This window comes from Ruminococcus gauvreauii (assembly GCF_025151995.1).
Taxonomy (GTDB): Bacteria; Bacillota; Clostridia; order Lachnospirales; family Lachnospiraceae; genus Ruminococcus_G; species Ruminococcus_G gauvreauii.
Window position 1 is genome coordinate 655,373 of sequence record NZ_CP102290.1, and the last position, 26,036, is coordinate 681,408.

Annotated in this window: 23 protein-coding genes; 6 read left to right on the plus strand and 17 right to left on the minus strand. The window is 45.2% G+C overall.

Features of this window, described 5'->3' with window-relative positions; genetic code table 11:
• Positions 1 to 42: 42 nt before the first annotated feature.
• The 3 genes from NQ502_RS03185 to NQ502_RS03195 form a co-directional block, all read right to left on the minus strand.
• Complete coding sequence (locus tag NQ502_RS03185; protein ID WP_028529521.1) at positions 43 to 990, minus strand: sugar phosphate isomerase/epimerase family protein; 948 nt, start codon at positions 988 to 990, stop codon at positions 43 to 45.
• Between the two features lie 30 nt (positions 991 to 1,020).
• Positions 1,021 to 2,031 carry a Gfo/Idh/MocA family protein gene (locus NQ502_RS03190; RefSeq protein WP_028529520.1) on the minus strand — a complete coding sequence of 337 codons (1,011 nt, stop codon included), beginning with the start codon at positions 2,029 to 2,031 and terminating at the stop codon, positions 1,021 to 1,023.
• Positions 2,032 to 2,176: 145 nt separating this feature from the next.
• A complete protein-coding gene (locus NQ502_RS03195; protein ID WP_044983452.1) occupies positions 2,177 to 3,502 on the minus strand; it encodes a uroporphyrinogen decarboxylase/cobalamine-independent methonine synthase family protein in 1,326 nt (441 codons plus the stop codon).
• Positions 3,503 to 3,679: 177 nt separating this feature from the next.
• On the opposite strand from NQ502_RS03195, the gene NQ502_RS03200 reads away from it, so the two are divergent.
• Both NQ502_RS03200 and NQ502_RS03205 read left to right on the plus strand, forming a co-directional pair.
• On the plus strand, positions 3,680 to 4,666 hold the full coding sequence (locus NQ502_RS03200; RefSeq protein WP_028529518.1) for an AraC family transcriptional regulator: 987 nt from the start codon (positions 3,680 to 3,682) through the stop codon (positions 4,664 to 4,666).
• 9 nt (positions 4,667 to 4,675) lie between these two features.
• Complete coding sequence (locus tag NQ502_RS03205; RefSeq protein WP_028529517.1) at positions 4,676 to 5,614, plus strand: CobW family GTP-binding protein; 939 nt, start codon at positions 4,676 to 4,678, stop codon at positions 5,612 to 5,614.
• Positions 5,615 to 5,640: 26 nt separating this feature from the next.
• Here NQ502_RS03205 and NQ502_RS03210 read toward each other — a convergent pair whose 3' ends face one another.
• Positions 5,641 to 6,432 carry an SDR family NAD(P)-dependent oxidoreductase gene (locus NQ502_RS03210; protein WP_028529516.1) on the minus strand — a complete coding sequence of 264 codons (792 nt, stop codon included), beginning with the start codon at positions 6,430 to 6,432 and terminating at the stop codon, positions 5,641 to 5,643.
• Between the two features lie 102 nt (positions 6,433 to 6,534).
• Between NQ502_RS03210 and NQ502_RS03215 the strand changes: the two genes are divergently transcribed.
• Entirely contained in the window at positions 6,535 to 7,380 is an 846-nt protein-coding gene (locus NQ502_RS03215; RefSeq protein ID WP_028529515.1) for an AraC family transcriptional regulator, read from the plus strand.
• 259 nt (positions 7,381 to 7,639) lie between these two features.
• Here the strand turns inward: NQ502_RS03215 and NQ502_RS03220 are convergent, their stop codons facing one another.
• Positions 7,640 to 8,869 (minus strand): hypothetical protein, encoded by a 1,230-nt coding sequence (locus tag NQ502_RS03220; protein WP_044983451.1) that lies wholly within the window; start codon positions 8,867 to 8,869, stop codon positions 7,640 to 7,642.
• 136 nt (positions 8,870 to 9,005) lie between these two features.
• On the minus strand, positions 9,006 to 9,863 hold the full coding sequence (locus NQ502_RS03225) for a helix-turn-helix domain-containing protein (protein ID WP_028529513.1): 858 nt from the start codon (positions 9,861 to 9,863) through the stop codon (positions 9,006 to 9,008).
• A gap of 239 nt (positions 9,864 to 10,102) precedes the next feature.
• Here NQ502_RS03225 and NQ502_RS03230 point away from each other — a divergent pair, with 239 nt between their 5' ends.
• Positions 10,103 to 11,734: a solute:sodium symporter family transporter gene (locus NQ502_RS03230; protein ID WP_028529512.1), complete on the plus strand. Its 1,632-nt coding sequence runs from the start codon at positions 10,103 to 10,105 to the stop codon at positions 11,732 to 11,734.
• Positions 11,735 to 12,128: 394 nt separating this feature from the next.
• Here the strand turns inward: NQ502_RS03230 and NQ502_RS03235 are convergent, their stop codons facing one another.
• Positions 12,129 to 13,391, minus strand: coding sequence for a uroporphyrinogen decarboxylase family protein (locus tag NQ502_RS03235; protein WP_028529511.1), 1,263 nt, complete (start codon positions 13,389 to 13,391; stop codon positions 12,129 to 12,131).
• 170 nt (positions 13,392 to 13,561) lie between these two features.
• Here NQ502_RS03235 and NQ502_RS03240 point away from each other — a divergent pair, with 170 nt between their 5' ends.
• Entirely contained in the window at positions 13,562 to 14,413 is an 852-nt protein-coding gene (locus tag NQ502_RS03240) for an AraC family transcriptional regulator (RefSeq protein WP_028529510.1), read from the plus strand.
• Positions 14,414 to 14,520: 107 nt separating this feature from the next.
• Here the strand turns inward: NQ502_RS03240 and NQ502_RS03245 are convergent, their stop codons facing one another.
• Together NQ502_RS03245 and NQ502_RS03250 are read right to left on the minus strand one after the other, a co-directional pair.
• The gene (locus NQ502_RS03245; protein WP_028529509.1) at positions 14,521 to 14,997 is read right to left on the minus strand and encodes an Hsp20/alpha crystallin family protein; all 477 of its coding nucleotides are present in this window, start codon (positions 14,995 to 14,997) and stop codon (positions 14,521 to 14,523) included.
• A gap of 305 nt (positions 14,998 to 15,302) precedes the next feature.
• The gene (locus NQ502_RS03250) at positions 15,303 to 15,941 is read right to left on the minus strand and encodes an SGNH/GDSL hydrolase family protein (protein WP_028529508.1); all 639 of its coding nucleotides are present in this window, start codon (positions 15,939 to 15,941) and stop codon (positions 15,303 to 15,305) included.
• Between the two features lie 297 nt (positions 15,942 to 16,238).
• On the opposite strand from NQ502_RS03250, the gene NQ502_RS03255 reads away from it, so the two are divergent.
• Entirely contained in the window at positions 16,239 to 17,987 is a 1,749-nt protein-coding gene (locus NQ502_RS03255) for an ABC transporter ATP-binding protein (protein WP_028529507.1), read from the plus strand.
• A gap of 152 nt (positions 17,988 to 18,139) precedes the next feature.
• Here NQ502_RS03255 and NQ502_RS03260 read toward each other — a convergent pair whose 3' ends face one another.
• The 8 genes from NQ502_RS03260 to NQ502_RS03295 form a co-directional block, all read right to left on the minus strand.
• Complete coding sequence (locus NQ502_RS03260) at positions 18,140 to 19,210, minus strand: sugar ABC transporter substrate-binding protein (protein WP_049898325.1); 1,071 nt, start codon at positions 19,208 to 19,210, stop codon at positions 18,140 to 18,142.
• A gap of 41 nt (positions 19,211 to 19,251) precedes the next feature.
• Entirely contained in the window at positions 19,252 to 20,508 is a 1,257-nt protein-coding gene (locus tag NQ502_RS03265) for a uroporphyrinogen decarboxylase family protein (protein ID WP_028529506.1), read from the minus strand.
• Positions 20,509 to 20,738: 230 nt separating this feature from the next.
• Positions 20,739 to 21,764, minus strand: a complete 1,026-nt coding sequence (locus NQ502_RS03270) for a LacI family DNA-binding transcriptional regulator (RefSeq protein ID WP_028529505.1) — start codon at positions 21,762 to 21,764, stop codon at positions 20,739 to 20,741.
• A gap of 145 nt (positions 21,765 to 21,909) precedes the next feature.
• Positions 21,910 to 22,995 (minus strand): acyl-CoA--6-aminopenicillanic acid acyl-transferase, encoded by a 1,086-nt coding sequence (locus NQ502_RS03275; protein WP_028529504.1) that lies wholly within the window; start codon positions 22,993 to 22,995, stop codon positions 21,910 to 21,912.
• A 12-nt stretch (positions 22,996 to 23,007) separates the two neighbouring features.
• Complete coding sequence (locus NQ502_RS03280; RefSeq protein ID WP_044983450.1) at positions 23,008 to 23,529, minus strand: DUF1097 domain-containing protein; 522 nt, start codon at positions 23,527 to 23,529, stop codon at positions 23,008 to 23,010.
• Positions 23,530 to 23,553: 24 nt separating this feature from the next.
• A complete protein-coding gene (locus NQ502_RS03285) occupies positions 23,554 to 24,648 on the minus strand; it encodes a CobW family GTP-binding protein (RefSeq protein WP_028529502.1) in 1,095 nt (364 codons plus the stop codon).
• Positions 24,636 to 24,959 carry a hypothetical protein gene (locus tag NQ502_RS03290; RefSeq protein WP_049898323.1) on the minus strand — a complete coding sequence of 108 codons (324 nt, stop codon included), beginning with the start codon at positions 24,957 to 24,959 and terminating at the stop codon, positions 24,636 to 24,638. The genes NQ502_RS03285 and NQ502_RS03290 overlap by 13 nt, the downstream gene beginning before the upstream one ends.
• Positions 24,960 to 25,064: 105 nt before the next feature.
• The gene (locus NQ502_RS03295) at positions 25,065 to 26,003 is read right to left on the minus strand and encodes a polysaccharide deacetylase family protein (RefSeq protein WP_044983449.1); all 939 of its coding nucleotides are present in this window, start codon (positions 26,001 to 26,003) and stop codon (positions 25,065 to 25,067) included.
• Between the last annotated feature and the right edge of the window lie 33 nt (positions 26,004 to 26,036).

The window sequence follows — 26,036 nt, forward strand, 5'->3', positions numbered from 1 at the left end:
CAATTCCTGGCAGCATAACATATACATTCTGCATTTTATGCATTATTTGCTGATTGTGGCCTCCAGTGCATCGATTGAAGTTACCACGCCCGCCTCAACAGACATTGTGAGATCTTCCATTTCCAGCGAAACAACGCCTTTATATCCTACCATACTGAGTACGGAGAAGAACTCTTTCCACCATTTCAGGTCCTGGCCGCAGCCTACCGCTACGTAATTCCAGGTACGTTCTGCCACATCCTCCACATGGCGATTGTCCAGAAGACCATCCACGTCACACAGTCCGCGCTCGATACGCGCATCTTTTCCATGCACATAGTAGATCGCGTCGCCCAGCGCTCTCGCTGAGGCGATCGGGTCTGCACCCATGATCAGCAGGTGTGACGGGTCAAGGTTCATGCCGATCGTCGGTCCCACGGCTTCACGCAGTTTGAATAAGGTGCTGACATTATACACCAGCTGCCCCGGAAATTCTTCCAGAGCGATTTTCACGCCGTTTGCATCTGCGTGTTTCGCAAATTCTTTCCACCACGGAATAGCCACGTCCTCCCACTGGTAACGAACCGTCTCTTCCAGATACGGATAATCCGGCGGAACAGACTGTGTTGCCACAACCCAGTTCGGTGTCTTATCTCCAGGTGCTCCTGCTGGAAGTCCCGACATCATGACAATCGTCTTCACACCGAGTTTGCCTGCCAGCGTGACCGTGTCATAGGCGCTCTTGCTGTGCTTCTCGCCCATCGGTCCGGGAGCAAGCGGATTTCCGGAGCAGTTAAATGCAGAAATTTCCATCCCGCGTTTGTCCAGCTCATCTTTGAACGCTTTCAATTTATCTTCGTCTTCAAGAAGATCTGTCGCGTATCCATGAGGATTTGGTCCCCAGCCGCCGACACATAATTCCACATGGTTTAAACCATGTGCTTTTACCTTGTCCAGCATATCCGGGTAAGAAAAATCCCCGTATACACCTGTACAGATTGATAAATACATTATCCTTCTACCTCCGTTTATGTACATTGACTACTTATAGAATTCCGGGCACTCTTCAAGCACAATCTTCTGTTTTGTCTGTGTATCTCTCGCAATCGATGCTGTAGATGCAGTCACCTGTCCTACGTAACCATCCCAGGACGTAGGTCCGTCAACTCTGTTTTCCTTGCACGCATTGATCCATGCCTGGAATTCAATGTTGTAAGCGTCGATAAAGCGCTCCGACCAGTCCTTACAGATCGGTGTCACACGGGATGCGTTTGTTCTGATCATCGCATTTGCCGGCTCCGGAAGATTCAGTGTTCCGTCCTCACAGCAAACTTCGCATTTGATGTCATATCCGTAGCCGCATTTCACAAACGCCTCGACGTCAATTCTGACCCCGGATTTTGTGGTCAGGTACATGATCTGCGGGTCTCTTAAAATTTCCGTTGATTTTCTGGATGCCTTCGGGAATACCACTTCAACTTCATCGTATTCTTCACCGAGCAGCCATCTCATCACATCGATCTCATGGATCATCGTGTTCTCAACAGACATGGCTGTCGTCGTATAATCCGGGCACGTCGCATTTCTGTGGCAGCAGTGTACCATCAGCGCATCGCCGAACTCACCGGAATCCAGCATTTTTTTCAGCTGATTGTATCCCGGATCATAACGTCTCATAAAACCAACCTGAACCAGATGTTTACCGCCTGCCATCTCCGCCTCCATGATCCGTTTGCACGCATCGGCTTTCGGTGCCAGCGGTTTCTCGCAGAGAACAAATTTTCCTGCTTTCACTGCGGCAGTTACGTATTTCTCATGGAACTCATCGATCGTGGTAACAACAACAGCATCCACTTCATCAGAAGCGATCATTTCTTCTCCGTCTTCAAAGAATTTGCAGCCGTATTTTTCAGCTACGCTTGTTCCGAACTCCACATTGACATCAGAGCAGGCAACTGCACGTGCTCCCTGCAGGGTATTGTTGATTCTCTCAATATGTGTCCTTCCGATGGCGCCTGTTCCGACAACCCCGACTCTTAATACATCACTCATGTTTTTGCTTCCTTTCTGCTTTCATGTTTTTCTTAAAAGAACAGCACTTCACCATTCTGTTAGGCATATTATACCATGCTTTTTTTTATTAAAACATCACATTTCAATAAAAAGATAGCACAAATTAATTTTTTTATTTATCCAATCAGTATGCTCTTTCCAGTTCTTCCCGGGCAATCTCCACCCAGCGGATAACCTGTTCCGGCTTATTGCTGATCGTATGCAGATCTTTCAGCACGACCTCCACATGATTCTGATTTTCCCTGGTCTTCTCGTACATTCTGCGTAGTTCTGTACGGATCACATCTTCATTCATATCTGGAACTGTGACGTGTGCTGAATTCGCCTTATAGGAGTATACATAGTCATCTTTCAGGTACTCAGACATTTTCGCCATGTCTGACCACTGTGAGACAGATATCCTCCGCATATTCGGAATCTGGCTGATCCACTGCCATTTTGTATCAATGCCTTCACAGCAGGCATAACAATTCAGTCCAAATAACTCCGCAGCCTGTTTATGATACGGATAGATGAACTCGCTAAACATTTCCGGGGAAATATCCCCACATTCCTGCGCCTCACACAGTCCCCACATGGACTTTAAGGTCACACGGTCCTGATCACTGCCAAGGCTGTCTGTCAGACCAAGTCCTCCTGAGCCAACGAACGTATTGTCCGTATTGCAATACAGCAGATTCTGCTCTTCCAAAAACTGAAGCTTTTTGATATATCCGTTTGTCAGTTTCGTAAAGATCTCATGTACTTTTTCCGGAAAATCATAGAAATCATACATCAGACCGTCCAGTCCACGGAAATTTGCGTAAGCAAGCGCGATATGAGATGACCAGAACCACCAGGTACGCATTTTCACTTCCACGATACCATCAAAAATCTCACGTGCCAGCTCCAATGCGGCGTTTGTTGCCTTCTCATCTACGATAACAACCGGATCTTCGATGCTTTTTTCCACATCCATCGCTTCAAATTCCTCATCATCCATATCTTTCATGGTCGCAACCCAGGAATACGCTTTATTCTTATCATCTTTGTCAATCTCCGTCTTGTTTTCACCAATACCCCATTCCGTGTTCACTGCTCTGTGCGGAAGGTAAAATACCGGAGTCAACGGCTTATCATCCTTCAACTGTGTTGCCCAGAATATTTCCTTTCGAAACCACATCTCCCAGTCCTGTGCCATATAGCCTTCACATTTGATATCACGGTCAAATCGGACTGCCTCGTTCCAGCCGTTTTCCATATCAACCAGCAGCAGCGGTCTGGTAGGCTTCAGATCATTGTGATCTTTCCACAACCTGATTTTTTCTTCCTCCTGTGGTCTGTCACACAACGCACGGAATTCTTTTGCCAGATCTTGAAGAATTCTTTTGTCTTTCTCCGAAACCTTTACTTCCTCAATCGGCCATCCTTCCGTAATCCAGTTCCCCCAATATCCTTTGTCAATTCTCATGCGATCAACCTCCAACATTTGATATTTTTTCGTATTATTGCTTTGATGACTGTAGTGTATCACTCATCACATTTTTTCGTGAGAACAAAGAAGGGGATTTTTAGCACATTTCGACTTTTTTTACTTTACATTTATGCTTGCATATATTAAAATAGACCTCAAAGGAGGGTTTACTATATGGGAATATATTATGATTTTCCTTCCTCCGATACTTCTTCTATAGCTGTTGCTTTCGAGCAGTATCGGAATCCGGAGGAAGTGGAACTTCACATGCATCACCATTATGAGTTTACTCTTGTAAACCGAGGAACCTGTATTCACAGATTTCGGGGTGTCGAGGTTCCTCTGATCGCCGGTGATGTTTTTCTGATTCCTCCGGATGAAGAGCATGGGTATCTGCTGGATTCCAACTCAGCAATTACCAACTGCTATTTTTTTCCGGAACGTCTGGGACAATTTTCCGAGTATGTTAAAAACGGTACATTTCAACAGTCGGAAATCCCATTTGGTCTGGAGGATATCAAAAATCAATGGGACAGCTTGCTTTCCACGATTACTCTGCGCAGCGGAACTATTTCTGAGGAACCTCTTCTGGTCACTGACAATATGACAAAACAGGGGGTACTGCATCTCGCACCTGCAGAAGCTATGGATGTTGAATCTCTTCTTATAAGAATTCATGAAGAACATCTGAATCTCCAGTATGATTCAGAGTATATGAAATCTGCAATCCTTCAGATGATACTCGTCATATTCAAACGTGCCAAAAACAATCAGCCGCAAAAACTGCCAAAACAGCCGGAACGAAAGAAACAGATGATCATTGACTCTTTGATTTTTCTCGAGAATCATTATCCCGAGGCACTTACCGTCAGTGATATTGCTGCCGCTTCTTCACTCTCCGAGAGCTATTTTCGGAATATATTCAAAGAAGTCACGGGTCTGGCGCCTCTTGATTACCTGAACAGGATCCGTGTAATCAAGGCTCTCGAATACCTGCAAAGTGAAGATCTTCCCATCTCCGAAGCTGCCGCCAAAGTAGGTATCATTGACTCTAATTATTTTACGAGGCTGTTCAAAAAAGTTATGGGATACCCTCCGCGGTATTTCAAAAAAATACCGCAGCAAACAGTAGAACACGCAACCAGTGAAAGGAAAGGATGAGGTAACAACATGGTCAAGGTAGATTTAATCACCGGTTTTCTGGGCGCCGGTAAAACAACATTTATCCGGAAATACGCCGATTATTTTATCAGAAAGGGGCAGAAAATCAATATTATTGAGAATGAATTCGGCAACGTCAGCGTTGATTCCATTATCCTGAAGGATGAAGCATGCGATATCACCCAGCTGTCCGGAGGCTGTATGTGCTGTACCGCCAAGGTAGCATTCCAGAATATGCTGCTCGATATGTCCGCCGGGGGATATGACCGCATCCTCGTCGAACCATCCGGTATCTATGATGTCGATGAATTCTTTGAAATCATGCTGACGGAACCGGTGAAAGACTGCTGTGAAATCGGCAGCATCCTGACGATCGCCGATGCGCGTTTCGATGATAAGCTCTCCGACGAAGCGCAATACATCATGTTCTCGCAACTTCTCTGTACCGGTAAGCTCATTATGAGTAAAACCCAGACTGCAGACGAGGCGATGCAGAACGCAACCCTTCACAGGCTTAACCAGATCATAAAGGACCGCGGAAGCAGCCGCGTCTTCGGCGATGACGTCTGCCGGAAAGACTGGGATGATCTCACGGATGATGATTTCGAATCTTTCGCATCCTGCGGCTATCAGCTGATCGAGCACGAACGGGAATTCATGCAGCACGGTCGCGTCTTTGCGGCAAGGGTTATGGCGCATCTCTGTGCAGGTGAAAACGACCTGAGAGAGCGCATTCAAAAGCTGTTGTCTGATCCCTCCTACGGAAACATTCTCCGTGTCAAGGGGCATATCGCCGATACAGACGGCAACTGGTACGAGATCAACTGTTCTCTGGATGGTTTCTATATCAGACCGTCCAATGTCAAAAAAGGGCTGTTCATCGTCATCGGCCAGGACCTTGAGGAAGACGCCGTGCAGAATGCATTTATTCCGCGCGGGAGGAAGTAACCGGATATTTTGCCGCCGTGCGGAAATTACAACAATGTTTTTCCGCCGGCGATCGTTACTGTGACTCCCGATATGTAGTTTGCGCGTCCTCCTGCGAGGAATGCCATAAGGTCTGCCACTTCTTCAGGTTCCGACATTCTGCCCATTGGCACTGCATCAGTCAGTGTTTTTTCATACTCTTCAGGTGTCATCCCTTCCAGATGTGCGCGTTTTTGAAATACTTCCTGAACCATTTCTGTATTAACATATCCCGGACAAACAGCGGCAACTGATATTCCATGTTCTGCATATTCCAGTCCCAGTACCTGGGTCAGTGAGTTGATACCTGCTTTCGAAATGGAGTATGCCCCATTTCCATATTCTCCAATTTTAGATGCCTGGGAAGAAATAGAAACAATATTGCCCTGCTTCTTACCGGCTGTCAACAACTGTTTTGCAAATAACTGGCTCAGGTACCAGATTGCCTTGAGATTCACTCCCATTACCCGTTCCCAATCAGCAGGCGTCACATCGATCAAACATTTTGACACTGTGATCCCTGCACAGTTTGCCAGAACATCTACTGATCCGACCGTGCCATTCACTTCTTTCATGAGTTTCTCGCATTGCTGTATATCAGAGAGATCTGCCGCAAAAGCCCAGGTTCTGCACCCATACAGCCCGGAAATTTCTTGTGCTGCTGATTTCAGAACCTCTTTACTGATATCCACCATGATAACATCTGCACCGTATTCCGCAAATTTTTTCGCACATGCCTTTCCAATTCCACGGGCGGCACCGGTGACCAGGCATATTCTTCCCAGATAATTTTCGTTCATTATAAAAATCTCCTTTTCATTATTATCGTTTCATTGTTCGCAGCATTGTTATGTGTTAGTATATATTTAGAATTATTTTCTATTTACCAGGAGATATCGACTATGCATATTTTAGAAGATGGCATCATGGAGCCGTCCAGGATTTATTTTTTACTCCCTTCCGATTTTGCCCTGCACACTCTTTACAGCCTGCAGCATATCGGTATATTTCACTGTAATTCAAGTTATGAAGCGACACACCCGTACTGGGAATCTGTCCTTCTCATCTTTGTGGATGACGGCCGTCTGGAAATATCGTTTGACGACCAGCTTTTTGTTGCCGGCAAAAATGACATTGTCATGATTGACTGCCGGGAAAATCACAGTTATCGGGCACTGGAAAATCTTAAATTTCGCTTTTTCCACTTTACCGGTCCCGGTTCCGCTTCGTATACGGAACTTATCTATCAGCTTTACTCCGGTCCACTTATCCGAAACTATACGAATGCTGTGATAAATACTACATTTCAAAATCTGCTGCGTCTCGCACAGGCACAGGCTAATATTCAAAATGAGCACCGCATGTCTGTATACCTGCATATCATTCTGTGTGAACTGGTTGAAAACACATCCGGATCCACAGCAGGCGTCAACGATTACATAGCTGCTGCTGTACGCTATATGGAAGAACACGTGACACAAAATATCTCTCTGGATAAACTTGCAGACATTACAAATCTGAACAAGTTCTATTTCTCACGTTGTTTCAAAAAATATATGGGCATGACGCCGCATCAGTATTTTTTGAATATGAAGATACAGTATGCAAAGCGCCTGCTGATCACGACTGCAGCATCTGTTGAAGAAATCGCCGTACAATGCGGATTCGATAATACTTCTAATTTCATACGGCTTTTCAAGCAGCGTGCAGGGATGACTCCTACGGCTTTCCGCAAAATCCCATTTTGATTTTTTGACAACCGTGCGCTGCATCCCCCCCCCTTTCACCTCATATCTGACTCTATTCTGCCTTATTTTATACTGTAGTTCAATCTCATATACATAATGAAATATATTCAAAAATTGACTTGATATCTGCGTGATCTGCATCCTGATCAAATCCTATCGTATGCAGGAAAAAAGAGCGGGCCGCAAGGGGTGTCCCCCCCTGCAGCTCGCTCTTTTTTCCTTGTATTAATCTTCATGACGCCAGTCATCAAAAATATTCTTACGCATTCCAGTTATCAGCGATACACTCTTTCATGATCTCAACACAACGTTTTGCCTTGTCAACATTGTTATGGATCGTATATGCATCACGGATTGTGAGTTCAACCGTACAGTCTTTTGCACACTGCAGTGTTTTTGTGATATGTGCACGCCATGCATCTTCATCCAGAACTTCTGAGACGCCGATATAGTTCGGACTCGGCTTTCTCTGATAAATCGTCTTTCTGCCCGCCAGCACTTCACCCATGAATTCCTCATTTGTCCACGGTGAAATAGAAGCTTTTCTCAGGTTGGTCAGCTGACTCAGACACGGCCACAGGCGCTCCAGAGGATCGCAGCACCCAAAAGATACCAGTCCGAAGCGATCAGCCACTTTCTTATAAGAATCCCATACCATGGATTCAAACATTTCCTGAGATACGTTGATTGTCTCCTGAGAATCCATATGCAGCCAGATCTGATTCAGATCAACCGGCCCCTCAGACGGCAGTTCGTCTGTCAGGCAGATAGAACCCTGATTGCACTCTTCATATCCAGCGGTCGGGTAGAGAAGTCCGCTGTCTCTCCACTCCTCAAAGAATTTCAGATAATCATCCGCGAGCTGATTCAGAACCTGAACGAACTCATCCGGATAATCATACAGTGCATAGCACATATTCTGCATGCCCATGATATGTACAAGATCCTGCGTCAGCCAGCATGTCAGGGATTTACCGACATGTTTAACAGGAAGGATATCGCCGAACGCATCCTCTGCCGCTTTGAAATACTCATTGGTCTCGTCAACTTTAATCTTAAATTCTGAAGGTCTGAATTTATCGATTTCTTCGCCGAGTTCTTCCACCTGTTCGGTAAAATGCTGTCCCAGTCCCCCGTCAGACGCCACTTCTTTCTGCACATCAAAGCCCCATGGCTTCAGGTCCAGATCCCACCATACTCCGAAATACGGTGCCACAACCTTATCGTCGTCCAGAACCTGCATATTATAGAAGTTATGCAGCAGGCGCTCCTCGATCCTGCGTGCCATCGGATCCTCGCACTGCATCTGCGGAAACAGTACTTCCTGCGTAAAGTTATCGATTTCCAGATGAATCATCGGGCGTTCGCCCTTACATGAATTATGAGCAATCCATTCTTTTGTGCGTTTTACATTCTTATCGCTTTTTGCAATTTCTAACTGTGTGTTCGCCAGTTCCCTGAGCCGTTCTCTCTCTTTTGGTGATATCATAACTTCGCCCTCTCTTACATTCACTTTTTTCCCGGTTCTTTCGGTTTTTTCCTCAACCGTTAAATTTATGATAGTATATTTTCAGGCGTATTCCAATAAAGATTCTGGCCATACAGTTGCAATTTTCTGCTTACATTTACATCGGGAATTCCCGGAATTTTTTCGGCGACAGGCCATTCTGGGCTGTGAACGTGTTGATAAAATGCGACTCACTGTTGAATCCTACAGAAAGTGCGATTTCCTTGACCGGAAGTGCCGTAGTCTTCAGCAGATGTTTCGCATCATTCAGGCGTCTTCTGATAATATATTCTTTCGGTGAACTGTTCATGGCCTGGCGAAATTTTCTGGAAAAATGCGATTCACTTAAACCCACGTGTTCCGCGATCATTCCCACGGACAGATCCTTTTCCAGATTCTGCCGGATAAAGCTGATCGCCTCCTCGACCACCTGCTCTTTTATCTCCTTCGATTCCCGCCCGCTGCCCGTTATGTTTTTACAGAGTTCGATCAGCATCTTATAGATATTCATGGAATCATCGTACTCGGAACAGAATTTTTCGTATCTGCAGTTGGATATAATTTCCTTAAATGTCCGCTCCATGTGCTCACCATTTTCAAGATGAAACACCGGATGTCCGCAGATATTTTTCGTAATATCACTGTGAAACTGTGCAGAGTTGGAACCGTCAAAATGGATCCACAGAAACTCTGTGAAACCGATCGCATGGTATTCATGCGGCAGATGACAATTGATGAATGCCATATCTCCTTCCCTTGCATGAAACTTCTCCCCCTCTGTCGTCACAGACAGTTTCCCTTTCTTAACATAAAGCAGCAGGTAATTTCCGTAGTCCTGACGCTCCACCCGATATCCGTAATCGCAGAAAAAATGACCGATCGATGTAAAATAAAACAGTTGGTTCCTGGCCGTAGCCGAAGGTGTAAAAAAATAAAAGTCCGATCCCGACAGCACGCCTTCCAGTTGGCATAACATAGTCTTACCTCCTCCTCTTATATCTGGTTCCATTTTACCACAAAACATGAGTCTGCAAAACAAGTATCATCGCGCTGTTTCTTGCGAATTTCTGCTGTTTCTACAAAAATACAATCATATTTATTTAATAATTTTTCAATTTTCGCAATATTTTACCTTTTTCAACCTTTCTATTGACTTAGATAAAATATTAACATATCATAGTTCTTCGAGAGATTATATTAGAGGAGGGATTTATTATGAACTGGATCGTTCCAGTAACGTTCGTAGGTTTTACCGCTCTGGTCGCCATCATTTCCTGGTGGAAAACCAGAAACGACAAACTTGACACCGAAGAGGGATACTTCCTTGCCGGCAGAGGTCTGATGGGCCCCGTAATCGCAGGTTCCCTGCTGATGACGAACCTGTCCGCAGAACAGCTGGTTGGGATGAACGGACAATCCGTTCGAATCGGGATGAGTCCTATGGGCTGGGAGGTTACTTCCGCCATTGCACTTGTCATCCTTGCATTCGTGCTGATGCCAAAATACCTGAAGGTTGGACTAACCACTGTACCACAATTTTTTGAGGAGAGATATGATGCTACAACAAGAAGACTGGTATCTTTTATCGTCCTCTTTTCTTATGTCATCATCATGCTTCCCAACATCCTGTATGCGGGAGCGCTGGTATTCGAAAATATTTTCCATGTCTCAGACATTCTGGGCTGCAATCAGTTTGCCGCCATCGCGCTGCTGTGTGTGCTGATTGCAGTGATCGGTTCCATCTATTCCATCTGCGGAGGGCTCCACGCTGTCGCACTGTCGGATTCTATCCACGGTATCGGTCTTATCCTGGGCGGTCTGCTGGTTCCTGTTTTCGGGCTGATCGCACTTGGAAAGGCATCCGGAGGCGGATTTGCAGAAGGGCTTGACATTTTTCTGCATCAGGATCCAACGATGCTGAATGCAATCGATGCACCGAATCTGAATGAACCGTACCTTCCGTGGCCGCTGCTGTTCACGGGTCTTCTGATCAATAACCTGTACTACTGGGCGACCAACCAGTCGATTATTCAGAGAACGTTTGCAGCAAAAAATCTGAAAGAAGCGCAAAAAGGAGCCGTCTTTGCAGGCTTCCTGAAAATCCTGACACCGATCATCATCATCGTTCCCGGTATCATCGCATACTATCTGTATGGCGCTTCCGCACTCGGCAACAACGGTGACGATGCCTACCCGATGATCGTGGCCAATGTGATGCCGACGGCCCTGCTTGGATTTTTTGCTGCCGTTATGTTCGGCGCTATTTTATCATCATATAACTCGGTGCTGAACTCAGCATCGACCATCTACGCGCTGGATGTACATAAACCAATGTTCGCCCCTGAGGCGGAAGACGCCCGGCTGGTAAAGATCGGACAGAAATTTGGTCTCATCGTTGCGATTTTCTCAGTTATCATCGCACCGTTTATGCTCTATATGGGCGGTATTACAACATTCGTGAATTCATGCTTTGCGGCATTCAATACACCTTTGTTTGTATGCCTGATCGTCGGCTTCTTTTCAAAGAAAACGCCGGCTTTCATGCCTAAGATTGTTATTCCGGTTCATGTGGTGCTGTACTGTGTATTGAATTTTGGACTGCGCCGGGTCATTCCTGCACTGGCAGATATTCATTACCTCTATTTTACAGCCGCACTGTTTGTCTTCGACATGATTCTTGTATGCATTATCACAAAAGTGCGTCCCAGAGAAACCAACTATGAACTGCGCGATTCCAAAGCCGTCGACATGACTCCCTGGAAAAGCGGAAAAGTGGTCGCCGCCATCGTACTGTGCGTCATGGTTGCAGCCTATATCGTATTCTCCCCGCTCGTGTTCGGAGCATAAACTCCTTCCCGCGAGCTGGCAGAAAGCCGCTGAATAAAATCAGCGGCTTTCTTTTATGTCTTGCTTTTGTATAATTTGCACAATTTTAATCATTGTTTTTTGTTATATTTGTATAGTGCACGCATAGACATCGTACGGGAAATGCGATAGAATATAGACATACAGAAAGGAGGGTTTCATATGACAAAGCAGATAACGGTATCCCGCATTTTGTATTGCGCAGCCCTTTTATGTACTGGTGTGTTATTGGCATTGTTTTCCTGATGCCGCACACAATATTCTATTAAATCGACATTTGACGTTGCGTTTGACGCACTCTTTTATACCTCTCAATAATAATTCAAAAAGAAATCCGGCCAGAATCAGTTTCTGACCGGATTTCTTTTAAGCAAAATTAAAATTGAAATTCTCTGACAGCCTCAAAACATGCTGCAATATTCTCCGCAGGCACATTGCCCATGATATTATGGATCGTGTTAAATACATATCCGCCGCCTCTGGCCAGTACGTCCAGACGCTCTTTCACCTGTGCTTTCACTTCCTTCGGTGTGCCTGTCGGAAGCAGCCCCTGGGTATCGACTCCTCCTCCCCAGAAGGTGATGCGGCTTCCGTATTTCTCTTTCAGTTCATGCATATCCATCCCGACTGCACTCAGCTGCACCGGATTGAGGATATCCACTCCCATATCGATGAAATCTTCGATGAAGACCTTCATGGCACCGCAGCAGTGGAAATGCGTCTTCCAGTTCGTATGTTCATGTACCCAGTCATTCATCCGTTTATAGTACGGTTTGTACAGCTCACGGAACGTATCCAGAGACATGATCGGTCCCACCTGTGTTCCGAAATCTGTCCCGCTGATGTTGATGGCATCGATATTGTCGCCGACTGCCTGATGGTAGATCTCCAGGCTCTTCAGTGCATTCTCTGTCTGCATCTCGAATACCGCATGAATATACTCCGGATACAAAAGCTGTGCCATACACCAGTCCTGATAGGTACGGATTCCCTTCGGCTCCAGCACGTGACCGCCCGGAATTCCCGAAGGATCCCCGATGCCGCCCATCCCAAAGCATCCAAAGATCGCCTTGTCCGTCGTATCGCGGAGCAGCTTTGCATTTTCCGCATACCAGTCGGCGTCCTTGTCACTGATCGGGTTAAAGTCGTCTTTGAAGTCCTCTGCCGGTGTGAGATTGTCTTCATCAAACCCCGGTGAACGGTTGATCGCATCAAAGAAATAACCGCCCTCCGGCATCACGTAGCTCGGTGCGTAATTCTCATTTCCCTGCGGACGAAGATAACTTTTTCCTGACGCATCAATCTCATATTTATGTTTTGCTGATATTTTTACCGGTGTGCCATCCGGCATCGTGAAGTCCTGCATCGGCCCGTGAAGCGGGACCCCAACGCAGTCATTTGCCGCATTCAGACCGATCACATCGATATCCATCCGGTCAACGATATCCGCGTCCATCGCCCCGATCATCTGAGATGTCTCATAGATCTGGATCGGTTTTTCCTCCAGTCCGTAATATTTGCGAAGACGATAAAGCGCACATGCACTGATCCCCGAATTGTAAGTGGATCCCAGGTCAATCGGTACCTTGTCCGGCTGTTTATGGTTTAATGATGCTAATACCCGTTCTCTCGAGTTCATAGTGATTTCCCCTTTCAAATTTCAAAATATGTAACTTTTTCTTCTGTTGATACTACGATTTTAGCACCCCTGGTATGTTGAATCATCCGTCTTTCTTGATAAAAAATAGTGTAATCTTGGCTTTTACATATTTCTGAAATATAGTATAATCGTAACAGGAGGTGAGCCCTATGCAGCACAACGAAAAAGGCGTGATCGGAAATTCCGTCATGTGTTTTCATACACCCAGCACAACAGCCATCGATTACTTATTTTATTATAACTATTCCGGGCTGTTTTACTGCAATTCTACGTACCGGATCCAGCGGGCAATGAACGAATTTTATGAGCCTTATCTGTTCATCTTTGTCAACAAAGGCTGCATGCACCTGGACTATCTGGGGAAGAATTATTCCGCATACGGTAATGAGTGCCTTTTGTTTGATTGCCGTCAGGCGCACTGTTATTACGCAGACGACAATACTATCTTTCAGTTTGTTCATTTCGGGGGAAATATCAGCGACTATTATGTGCAGAAACTATGTGAAAATCAGCAGCATGTTTTTAAACCGCTGAATCCACAGGCAATATCCGCCTGTTTTTCGAGAATACTGGAATTTACAGAAGAAAACATTCCGAACGAACATCTGATTTCCAGTGACATACATCAGCTTCTCAGTCTGATGATGAGCAGCCGTGAGACTTTTTCTTCCCTCAATGCCAAGCGTATTGCCTCAGCAGTTCATTTTATGGAAGAACATCTGCATCAGGATATCACCCTCACTGACCTGAGCGATCAGGCCGGTTTGAACTCCTACTATTTCAGTAAGCTGTTTAAACAATATACAGATTCCTCTCCCTATGACTATCTGCTGAACCTGAGGATCTCCCATGCGAAGATGCTCCTGATGACTGCTTTTGACTCCGTAGCATCTATATCAGAACAATGCGGTTTTAACAGCCCCGCCCATTTTATCAAGATTTTCAAAAAGAAAGTGGGCAGCACGCCCCTGCAGTACCGCAAAACACATGCCAGCATCTAAATACACCGGACGGCGTTTCCCGCAACATGAAAAGGCCCGGAGCCAGCTATTCATAATACTGCGCTCCGGGCCACACCCTGTTTATATATCTATATGAAGAGGGGTCTCTATCCCTCGATGGCGATATACTTCTTTTCTTCAGCACGCGGCCCTTTCTCTTCAGCCTTAGGGATACACAGTTTCAATACACCGCTCTCATACTTCGCACGGATATCCTCCTGCTTCACATCTACCCCGACGTAGAAAGATCTGCTCATACTGCCTGCATAACGTTCCCTGCGGACAAATTTTCCGTTTTTCTTTTCTTTCTCGTCCCTGTCAATCCCCTTCGCCGCACTGATTACCAGATATCCGTCTTTCAGTTCCAGAGAAAGGTCCTCTTTCCTGAACCCTGGAAGATCAATATCCACTTCGTAATGGTCATCGTGTTCCCGTACATCTGTCTTCATCAAATTTGCTGCATGTCTGCCGTACAGTTTTTTCTGTGCTTTCTGCATTGCCTTATCATCAAATACAGAAAAATCAAAAAAGTCATCGAAGAAATCGTCAAATAAACTTTCTGCAAAAATATCAGGTGTCATCATAAGTCATCGCTCCTTTTCCTATTAAAAACAATTGGTTAACCGGACTGGGGATGTTTCCTTTCTTTCGTCCTCCTTTGTTCTATTTGTGTTATAACACACAATTAATTGTTCGTCAACAGGAAATAACCCATTTTTTGTGTTTTTTCTGTGACTTTTCGCAGTCCTTCGGACTCTCAAAGTTTCATGATAAACGAGCGCCGGCTGAATATAGAAAAGGAACGCCTGATTGTCAGCGTCCCCTTTCTATGAATTATTCAACATTTGCCGAGTGCTAAACCTACATTATCGGTAAATGCCATCCGCAATTATTCCCTCAGCATTTCATGCAGTCTGGCTTCCAGTGCATCTGCGAGCGCCCTGTGCCCCTCCCTGTCCAGATGTACCCCATCCTCTTTACACGGTCCGGTAACCTCCATGGCATTCAGGTACTCACATCCACAGGCTTCTGCAACTTTCCGGTAGGTTTCGGGAAGCTGCTTCGACACCTCCACAGACCCCTCATCGAAATATCCTTCCATCGTATCACCCACGTAGTCGGCGGTAACCCCCGGCGGGCAGACGATCAGAATCTTCGGAGCGTCCACGCCTCCCCAGAACTGTGGTGCCTGGACTAATTGAATATTCATCTCCAGTGCCTTGGCAATCTCAATCGCAGAGTTTCGGAATTTCCGTTTCACATCGTTGGTTCCCAGCATGATCACAAAAATATCAATGGGATCATGTGTACACAGAAGCATCGGCAGCGCCTGATGACCATTTCTTCCCGGCTCAATAGCATCGTCCAGGGCATTTGTCCGGCCCTTCAGTCCCTCCTCTATGACACGGCACTCCGGAAAACGCTGACTGATGAGCCCTGTAAAACGAACATCCGGCGGAAATCTCCTCGTCGAAACCGCATCATATCCCCACGTAAGGGAATCACCAAAAAACATGATTGTTTTCATCTGTTAATCCTCCCAATTCTGTCATTTTTCTATTATTATACACCCAGATACTTAACGTTTCAAACTAATATAAGGCACCTCTGTTCTGCTACAGAATGAGTTATTATTTGCCTGACGAGGAGATAAAATGTGGATCAAAGCAAAATTCCGCATGCCGAAAAGAAATGACGATATTGAAGCAGTATGATATAATATACCCGAAGACAAACTGAAGTTATGGCTGTGTTATTTATATTCGGCTTAAGAAAACAAATTAAGAATGAATGATATTGAAGCTAATGATCGAGGTATCCTAATATGAAACAAACATTAAAAAAATTATATGATTTGCTGGATTTCAGGCAAAAATTAAACTTTGTTTTTATATTGATTATTATGATTCTTTCTGCAGGTCTTGCACAAATTACTCCCAAAGCAATCGGCTGGCTTACAGACGATATTTTTTTGCAAGAACAGATTAGTTTTGATAAGATTGTGCCTATTTTACTGATTATTTTAGTCGCTAATATTATAAATCAACTCATCATCATATTACGCAGGATTATGGTTGAAGATACCGCTACCCAAACAGAGAAAAAAGCACGCGGCATTGTCATTTCATCATTATTAAAGGCAAGTCTTAAATACTTCAAAAATAATATGACTGGTAATATTCATGGAAGATTAAACCGTTGTCTGGAGGGTACAGTCAAATTAGAGAAACTTATTTTCATGGATTTTGCCCCGGCGATTTTTAACAGTATTGCGGCAATCATTGTTATTTTTGTTACCTTGCCCGTCTATCTGACGTTGCTTACTTTGCTTGTAATCCCGATCGGAATTGCAATCGTTTTTAGACAAATCAGCACACAAAAAGGAATTCGCATTGAATTATTGGAAACGAAGGCATCTATGGACGGCTCTATCGTTGAGCTGTTGAATGGTATTGAAGTAATAAGAATGAGTGACAGTAATGCGATTGAAGAAAGACGCTTTGATGATAAATCTGAATTTTTAAGAAATAAAGAAATGAAACATCATCTTCAAATGGCAAAATATGATAGCTTCAAATTTTTTAATGAAATATTTTTCACAGTGCTGATGATTGGTGTTTCTTCTTATTTGGCGACCCGGCAAATAATAAGCGTTGGTTCGATTTTAACTTCTTATTTATGTTTTTCACAACTGATTAAACCGCTGGAAGAACTACACAGGATATTAGATGAGTTATCGGAAAGTTTAATTTTGGCAGAAGATTTTTTTAAAATGACTGAAATACCAAATGATTTTTCTTATTCGCTCCCCAAAAACAACGAAATAAAAGAAAGTATTTTTACATCACATATGATCGACATAGGTGATCTAAACTTTTCTTATAATGAAGAAGCAGTGCTTACAGATATAAATCTTTCCGTTGATAAAGGTTGTTTTTTAGGGATTGCGGGTCCTAGCGGCTGTGGTAAATCATCGCTGATAAAGACAATTTGTAAGCTTGAAAAAGCAAGTGGAAAAATATATATTGACGGAAAGGACATTGATGGTTTATCAAGAAAGGAAATCACAGATATCATAGCACTGGTTCCTCAAAATCCTTTTTTGATTGCAGGAACATTATATGAAAATATTTGTTATGGACTGGAGGATGAACCAACATTAGCGGAAATCAATGAGGCGATTAAAAAGGCAAATCTTTATGATTTTATAAATTCTTTGCCGGACAAGCTTTATACTATGATTGCAGAACACGGGAATAATTTATCTGGGGGGCAAAAACAAAGGATTGCGATTGCCCGTATCTTTCTAAGAAAACCTAAAATACTGGTTTTAGATGAAGCGACATCTGCATTGGACAATACATCAGAAAAACTGATACAAAATGAAATAGAAAAGCTAAAAGAAGAAAATCAAATGACAATCATATCTATTGCCCATAGGCTTACTACGCTTAAAAACTGTGATAATATCATTGTTGTGGATCATGGGAGAATCGTTCAATCTGGCAGATATGATAGGCTGCTCGAAGCTGATGGTATATTCAGTGATATGTATTATGGTAGATTGAAGTAATTACATGATGCCAGGGTCAAAAGACCCTTTTGACCTCAGCATCATTACATACAGAATCTGGATCTTGAAAAATCCCGGATTCTGTGGGGATGGTCTTCCCTGCTTATCAGGGTTAAAAATCGGTATTAACCAACACCCCCTTTCTTATCAGACTACTGTGCGGCAACGATCTCGTCGAAGTTTTCGGCCGTCATATCCTCCAGCTCAATATTTGTCCTCTCATCAATTTCTTCACCTTTGTACACACGCTCTGCGATTTCGCCGCACAGTGTACCGATGCTTGGCCAGCTCACAAAGATTGCGTAATCCTCATCGCCGTCCGGTATCGGGTATCCATCCTCCGCCCCAAGATGTACGACTCCTACTGATGTGACCTGCTCATTCATCCTGGCGGCTTTAAGTGCCTCAATTGCACCGGCAATCATTGTGCTGTTTGCCGAGACGATGCAATCGATTTTCTCACCGTGTGTCTGGATCCAGTCTTCTGTCACCTGCATCGCAGTCGCTGCATCAAAATCTCCCGACTGCGAAGAGAGAACGGTAAGGTCATCACGGGATTCGATCCCCTGCATAAAGCCTTCCTCACGCTGGATGGATGCCTCACGCCCCGGTGTCCCCTGAAGATAACAGATATTTGCATTCTCAGGAAGATTTTCTGCGCACCATTCTCCCTGTCTTTTGCCCAGTTCTATTTCATCAAATCCGACGAATTTCCACTCGCCGCCTGACGCCTCAGTACCTACCATAAATACAGGAATCCCCTCGTCATTGCAGGCTTTTACTGAAGTCGTATTTCCCTCTGTGTCGACTCCGATGATAAACATCATGTCGACGCCTTTGCTGAGCAGCGTTTCAACATTCGTGGTCTGTTTCTCAATGTCTTTCGCAGAATCAGCGGTCAATGCCTCCACCTTATCCGCTCCGACAGCTTTTGCGAATTCATCACTCTCAACATATTCCACAAACTTCTGCATTGCCGGATAACAGGCGGTATCGCCGTTATCAATGTTTACAAAACCGACACGGTAAACATATTCTCCGCCTTTCCCCGATGCACCTTCTGACGCTTCTCCGGAATTGGCACTGCTTTCTTCCTTTGCTTCACTGCCGTCACCTCCGGAACTGCTTTCGCCGGAGTTATTTCCGCATCCTGCCAGTGTTCCGATACAAAGCATAGAAACTGTAACCATCGCCAGCAAACGTTTTGCCATCTTTCTTTTCATCTTAATCATACCTCCTGTTTTTCAATAAGTATCATTCCATTTTAGTTGCCATTATACTCATGGACCGCATTAATCATAGCCACAATGTTCTCAACCGGTGTATTGCACTGAACAATGTGTATGGAATTAAAGATAAAACCTCCCCCCTCGCCAAAAATCTCACATCGCTCTAATACCTGTTCTCTGATTTGTTCCGGTGTTCCAAATGGAAGTATTTTCTGCGTATCAACACCCCCTCCCCAAAATGTGATTTCATTGCCAAATTCCTTTTTCAGCCGCCTCGGGTCCATTCCTTTTGCTGAACACTGAACTGGATTTACCGCATCAAATCCTGCCTCTATCAACTTGGGTATAAACGGATACACTGCTCCACAGGTATGCTTTAGTGTTTTCCAGCCTGTATGTTTATGCACCCAGTCATTGATTCTTTTATAATAGGGCAGATAAAACTCATCGAACACTTCCATCGAACACATCTGTGAGATCTGCGTACCGAAATCAGCTCCGCAGATATAGGCAACATCTACTGTCTCCCCCACGATATCATATATCTTCGTCCAATTATCAATCATGCGGTCTACCTGGTGAGAATAAACATTGTGTACGTAATCCGGATATAAAAGAGGTGCTGCAAACCAATCCGGAATACTGCGGATCCCTTTCGGATCTTTCAGGCTGTTGCCCGGTATATTTGCCGCATCTCCCAGAGCCGACCCGCCCGGGACCATGACAACAGCCTTTTCCGAATCCTTGAGATTATCTGCCTGCAGACGAAGGAATTCAAGGCTTGTATCCGAAATGGGTCCATATTCTTCCAGATTATCCTCATAGTTCATGCTATCTTCTTCCAGGTCTTTTTGACGGACAATATCATCAAAATAATACCCTCCTGCTGGAAGATGTCCGCTCGGAGGCACGCTGGTATCCCCCTCTGGATATATGTAATATCCTCCTTTCCCATCGTCCGTCACTTCAAAGTTTTCCGGCACCAGCACTTCCGTCCCTCTGTATTTCCAGCTTTTCCATCTTTCTGTGTTTTTCAGACCAAAGCACAGATCATATGTGGGAAAAGGTTCACAGTCAACTCCCAGGGCATCCTGCAAATCTTTCTCAATCTCACCCGTCATAGTAGAGACATCCCATATACGAACAGGCCTCTTCTCAAGACCATAATACTCTCTTAACGCCGCCACACACGTTGCATTCATCATTGAACATACATGACCGCCGAAATCTATGGGTATCTTATCAGGCTGTTTATGATTCAGCGATGCCAAAACTCTCTCTTTTGATGTCATATTATCTTACGCCTTTCCTCTATACTGTCAGTATCCTTATTCACCCCATTTTTTGTTCGCGCGCACAGTTTGGGGTTATTAAAAACTGTTCGCTGAAATGTCCCATATTATGCGATTGTTCGCGCGCACAGTTATTATAAATTTATCTTACTCCAAACTTTGAATCCTGTCAACATTTTTTGTGTGTTTTGCCGTATTATCCATAAATCACCTTCATTTTTTGGCTATATTTATTCAAAGCATGCCGCGTTATAAATATTAACACCCAGTACTTTCCCGGAATCACAAGTCCCGTTACGAAATGCGTCTCTCAGGAGCAGCAGTGAATAGTAGCTCTGCATATAGATATCCTGGTCGATAATATATTCAAACACTCCTTTCTTTAGATACTCAATCGTCTCGGGTGCTGTATCATGGCAGACGACATATGGATGCTGAAGAAAGGAATGTTCTTCTAAGAAAGCTCCACATGCCTCATTCGGTTCCACTGACATATAAATTCCCCGTATATTGTCTTCCTCCTCAAAAATTTCTTCCAGACACCGGTACGTCACATCATAATTCTGATTGGTGTGAAACACCTTCCACTGCTCTTCCTGAAAGCCGCGTTTTTTCAGCTCATACACAAATCCGTCTACACGTTCCTGATGTGCGTTATACTGCGGTATACCACAGCCGATTACTATTTTTTCTCCGGGCCTTACAAGACTTGCCATAATATTTCCGGCAACTCTGCCGCTCTGATAAAGATTCTGTCCTACAAAACACGTCCTATGGCTTTCCGGAATATCCGAATTAAACGTGATGACCGGCATCTTCTGCTGTACCAGACTGTCAATTTTTTCCGATATCTCAGGAAGACTTGGGGCCTTGATGGCAAAACCACAGATTCCCTCCTGAATCATCGCATCAATCTTACGAATAAATTCCCCTGCATCGGACGTATTACAGATTGCAACCTCCACTGAAATGCCAAAATCCTTAAGCTCCTTTTTAGCGTCATGAATTCCCTGCATGATTTTTGCATTATAGTCTTCGGAATCTGTCTTCTGAAACATTGCGCACACTTTCTTTTCATTTTTACTGTACGCTAATGCACTCGCTATTTTATTCCGTTCATAATTCAATGCTTTTAGCGCTTCCCGAACCCGTTGCTCTACTTCCGGTTTGACATTCCCCCTTTTGTTAACGACACGGTCAACTGTTCCCCTTGACACTCCGGCATATTTTGCTACCTGTTCCAGTGTCACCTTCATATTCTTCCGTCCTCCATTCTTATCTCAGATAATTTTTACTATAAGGGGAAAAAACCAAAAAGTAAAGAGAGAGTTTCTATCAGCTTGATATCAACTTTGTGTATATAAGAAAGCCGCCCACTTTCCCAATGGACGGCTTTGGTATTCAGATATGATAATGTTCATATTCCGTTTCACAGGGGCTTCCTTTGCAGAAATAGATATCCCCCGCTGTCAGATTCACGATCATGGAAAATACAGTTCCCATACGCAGTCCCTCCAAAACTTTTGGATTATCGTGACGGCAGATCGAGTTTGGAAACTCCACATGATCCCTCAAAACTTCCTTAATGTCATCTGCACTGATATAATTTCCCATTCTTCGCAGCAGTTTGTCAGCCCTTCCCAGCCTGACAAAACTGTCAGCCAGCTTATATTTTGTCGTATCCTTTCTCGGAGGTATCGGCAGTCTGGAACTCAGGAAATGATTCGTATGCACGATGATTCCGTCTTTTGGGTATAAGACATCGAAATCTGCATTTTCTATCTCTACATCAACACACTCCCCGTTCCTGTGGCCGAGCATAAAGTTTGCACAGCAGCCAAGCGGCATACGGGTTACCTCTGTCAACGCCTCTGCCAGCGTCTCACAGTCCATGACCGCCCGCATGGCGATATGCAGGGGAAGTCCGCTCGGCGCCTGGTCCGTGGACAGGGCATTCAGATAGACATTCAGGCCTGCACTGTTGAATCCGGTCTTTCCGATGATACCCGCCTCCGTGACCATAAAAATGGTCGGTTTCCCATTCTTCTGATGAATTTTCATCATGACCATATTGGCCCTCTGGCTGGTCTTCCAGTCCCAGTTATGGGCACAGAGCGCCTCGCCGTTCAGAGCTCTTTCGCGGGTAATGCCGATGGACGTACAGCCGCCGTCCTGTTTGTCAAATTCCTTTCCCACAAACACGAGCTCACTGCGGCAGTTCAGCGCCAGGATATCTTCAAACTCAAATCCGGAACCATCGGCTACTCCCCGAATCTCCTCCAGATAGTCTGCATTGTAATCTCTGATCACTTCGATAAATTTCCTGGAAAGTTCCTTTGCCCTGCCCCACTCCAGGCTTGAATAGTCCATAAACATTTTTTTATAACACGCAATGCTTCCCTGAATCTGTTCACGGAAGTTTTCACCTTCCTGATATCCGATTTCATAAGAAGTTCCTTCAATTTCAATATAGGGGAAAATACTCATCCATACGCTCCTTTACTTATTTTGTCTTCCCTCAACCCAGCCTCTGAAAGCAATGGTCATCCATCCGTAAAATAATCCGATCGTCAGATAAACCATTTCTGTAATAAAACAGTTTACAAATGTGGCTCCCGGCACGTAATTCATGAACAGAAAAAACGTACCGCAGGAAATGTAACATGCCGCAAGATGGTTAAATACTCCGGGCAGCAGTTCATAATAGAATAACAGCCATGCGACAATGAAAACAGCCGGCACCGACGCAAAGGCGCCAAGTGCCCCGAACAGCCCTCCCATCACAAAGATAATGATACCCGCCACAATGCCCACAATAAACGCAACAAAGGATTTGATTCCGCCTTTAATATTGCAGCCCGACATGAAATATGTAGGCCATGCGAGAAATACGATCGCTGAAAATCCCAGGTTGGCAGCCGGCGGAAATATTCCATGGAATAAAATATCCAGTAACTGTACGGAACATGCCTGAAGGCCTACAAAAAGTGCAATCGGTGTAAGTTTTTTTATTTTTTCCATTCTATCCCTCCCAATATCTCGTTTCTATTCCAACACAGAAAGAAAACAGTCCAGTGATTTTTGTATCAAACCAGGAGAAAGCCCCTGCACGATAAAGACAATGCGCGACGTATGATCCTCATCCGGCCATTCATCCAGATGCATCGGCGGTGTGATATGACTCTGCACTGCATTCAGCACGACCGGTCCCAGCGCTCCGGGAACATTCAGCAGCCCCTTGATTCGCAGAATACGATTGCCATGGCGGTGCAGCAGTGCTGACAGCCAAATCGCAAATGCTGTCCAGTTCAGAGGTTTTTCTGTACGAATGGCAAATGTCTGAATCTCGCCTCCCTCTTCATTTTTATCCTTATGATATCCCCGGATCATGACATTCTTTCCGTTCTTCCCCTGATACCTGCCGGATGAACGACTGGACTTCAGAACCTCGATCGATGGCAGCCGTTTCAGCCAGTGCTGAACTTCCGAAGACTTCGTCCTGGGATCAAAGGGATCGATATCAAACAACTGTGTCCAGAGAGATTCTAAGCTGCAGGCATCCAGCACCACCGCCATCGGATTGACTGCATGAATCTTTTCCCGTGTGCGCGCGGTCTCCTCTTTCGATGCGATATCTGTTTTCGTGAGCACCAGACGGTCCGCAATGGCAGCCTGCCGCATACTTTCTTCATGTTCGCGGAGCTGGTCTGCACCAAACATCGCATCGATTGTTGCAATGATATTGGCAAGACGAACCTGCCTCTTCAGCAGCAGATCTCCGTCCAGTGTCATGGCGATCGGCGTAGGATCTGCCAGTCCGGTGGTTTCTATGACCACACGGTCAAACGGAGCGATCAGGCCGCGGTCCCGGTTATCGATCAGTTCCCTCAGTCCTGTCTGAAGGTCTTCCCGCATGGTACAGCAGATACAGCCGTTTTTCAGCACGATCGTACTCTCCGTCAGTTTCTGCACAAAGAGGTGGTCCAGAGATACCTCGCCCAGCTCGTTGACGATCACCGCAACCCCTGCTCCGTCCTCGCAGCTCAGTAAACGCTGTAAGAGTGTGGTTTTACCACTTCCCAGAAATCCTGTTAATACCGTAACCGGAATTCTGTCATCCATCCCTCTCACTCCTTCCATTGTTGTATTGCCTCCAGATAATCCTCATCCAGGGGATCCACGGGACACATGCCGATCGTATCCGCAGCCATCCAGACATGGGCAAGATCGTCCACCACTTTTGATTGTCCGGTCGGGCCCTGAATGGTAAGCTTCGTATAAAAATCTCTTAATTTTGTTCTGCCCGGTGACAGCAGTATATTTACCATGCGTACCAGATTCGCACGTTCACCGGTTTTTGTCACCCCATCATCTGTCCCGATCCCATCCGGATTACCGGCACGCTCCAGCCAGTCGGCACCTCCATTTAACACACCACATGCTGCACACATCACAATCCATCCTTTCCGCCATAAAAAGTCTACGCGAAGCAGTAAAAGCCGCACCATAAAGGTGCAGCTTTACAGTCGCAGATAAACAGCCCTATATCTTTTTTGTTATACGTGAAGACCACTGACAACTCCCAGATCATCCTTTGTTCCGAAAGGAACACGTCTGCGGTAGTCGGCAGCCGCATCTTCCAGAGTACAGAAGCTTACGCCGTCATGACGCCTCATATGATCGATCAGGCGCTCCAGCATCATGAGGACGTGCGGTTTACATCCGGAAACATCCGGATGGATCGTGATATTGATGACTGCATAGTCATAATGACGGTATACCCAGTCAAACTGATCCTGCCAGATCTCACCGAGCGCCGTTCCTGTTACCCAGCCGTGGCTGTTGGAGGATGCCTTTACAAACATCATCGGCGGTGCATCATCCAGATGCCAGCTGCAGGGGATTTCCACGAGATCCACTTCTTTTCCCGGCACCCATGGTTTCATCCAGTCTTCCGCCGGTCCGTTGTAGTTGATCTTTGTCCAGCTGTCACCGATACGTACATAGTACGGCCAGTAATCATCTTCCATCAGGCTGCTGTCATACGTGATGCCGCGCTCAAACAGAAGCTCCACCGTATTTTTGCTCAGCTCCCACCAGGGCGCCTGATATCCCACAGGTTTTTTTCCGGATAATTTTTCAATCACACCGAATGTACGGTCCAGAACATCCGCCTCCTGCTGTCTCGTCATCGCCAGCGGATTTTCGTGAACGTATCCGTGGATCGCAATCTCATCACCGGCATTGTTCACACGGTCACAGATCATGTCTGCTGCCTTTGGAAAACTTTCCATAGAATGGCCGGTCACACCCCAGGTTACCGGAATACTGCAGCGGTTAAACAGATCGATCAGCCGCGGAACGCCACGTTTTGCACCGTGCACACCGCGTGAGATATCACAGGGAGAATCCTCGCCTCCCCAGGATCCGATCCAGAGAGAAACGGCATCGAAATGAGGGTTGATACAGATCTTAATGTCTTTGTTAGTACTCATAGGTGTTACCTCCTTAAAATTATATAGTTTAAA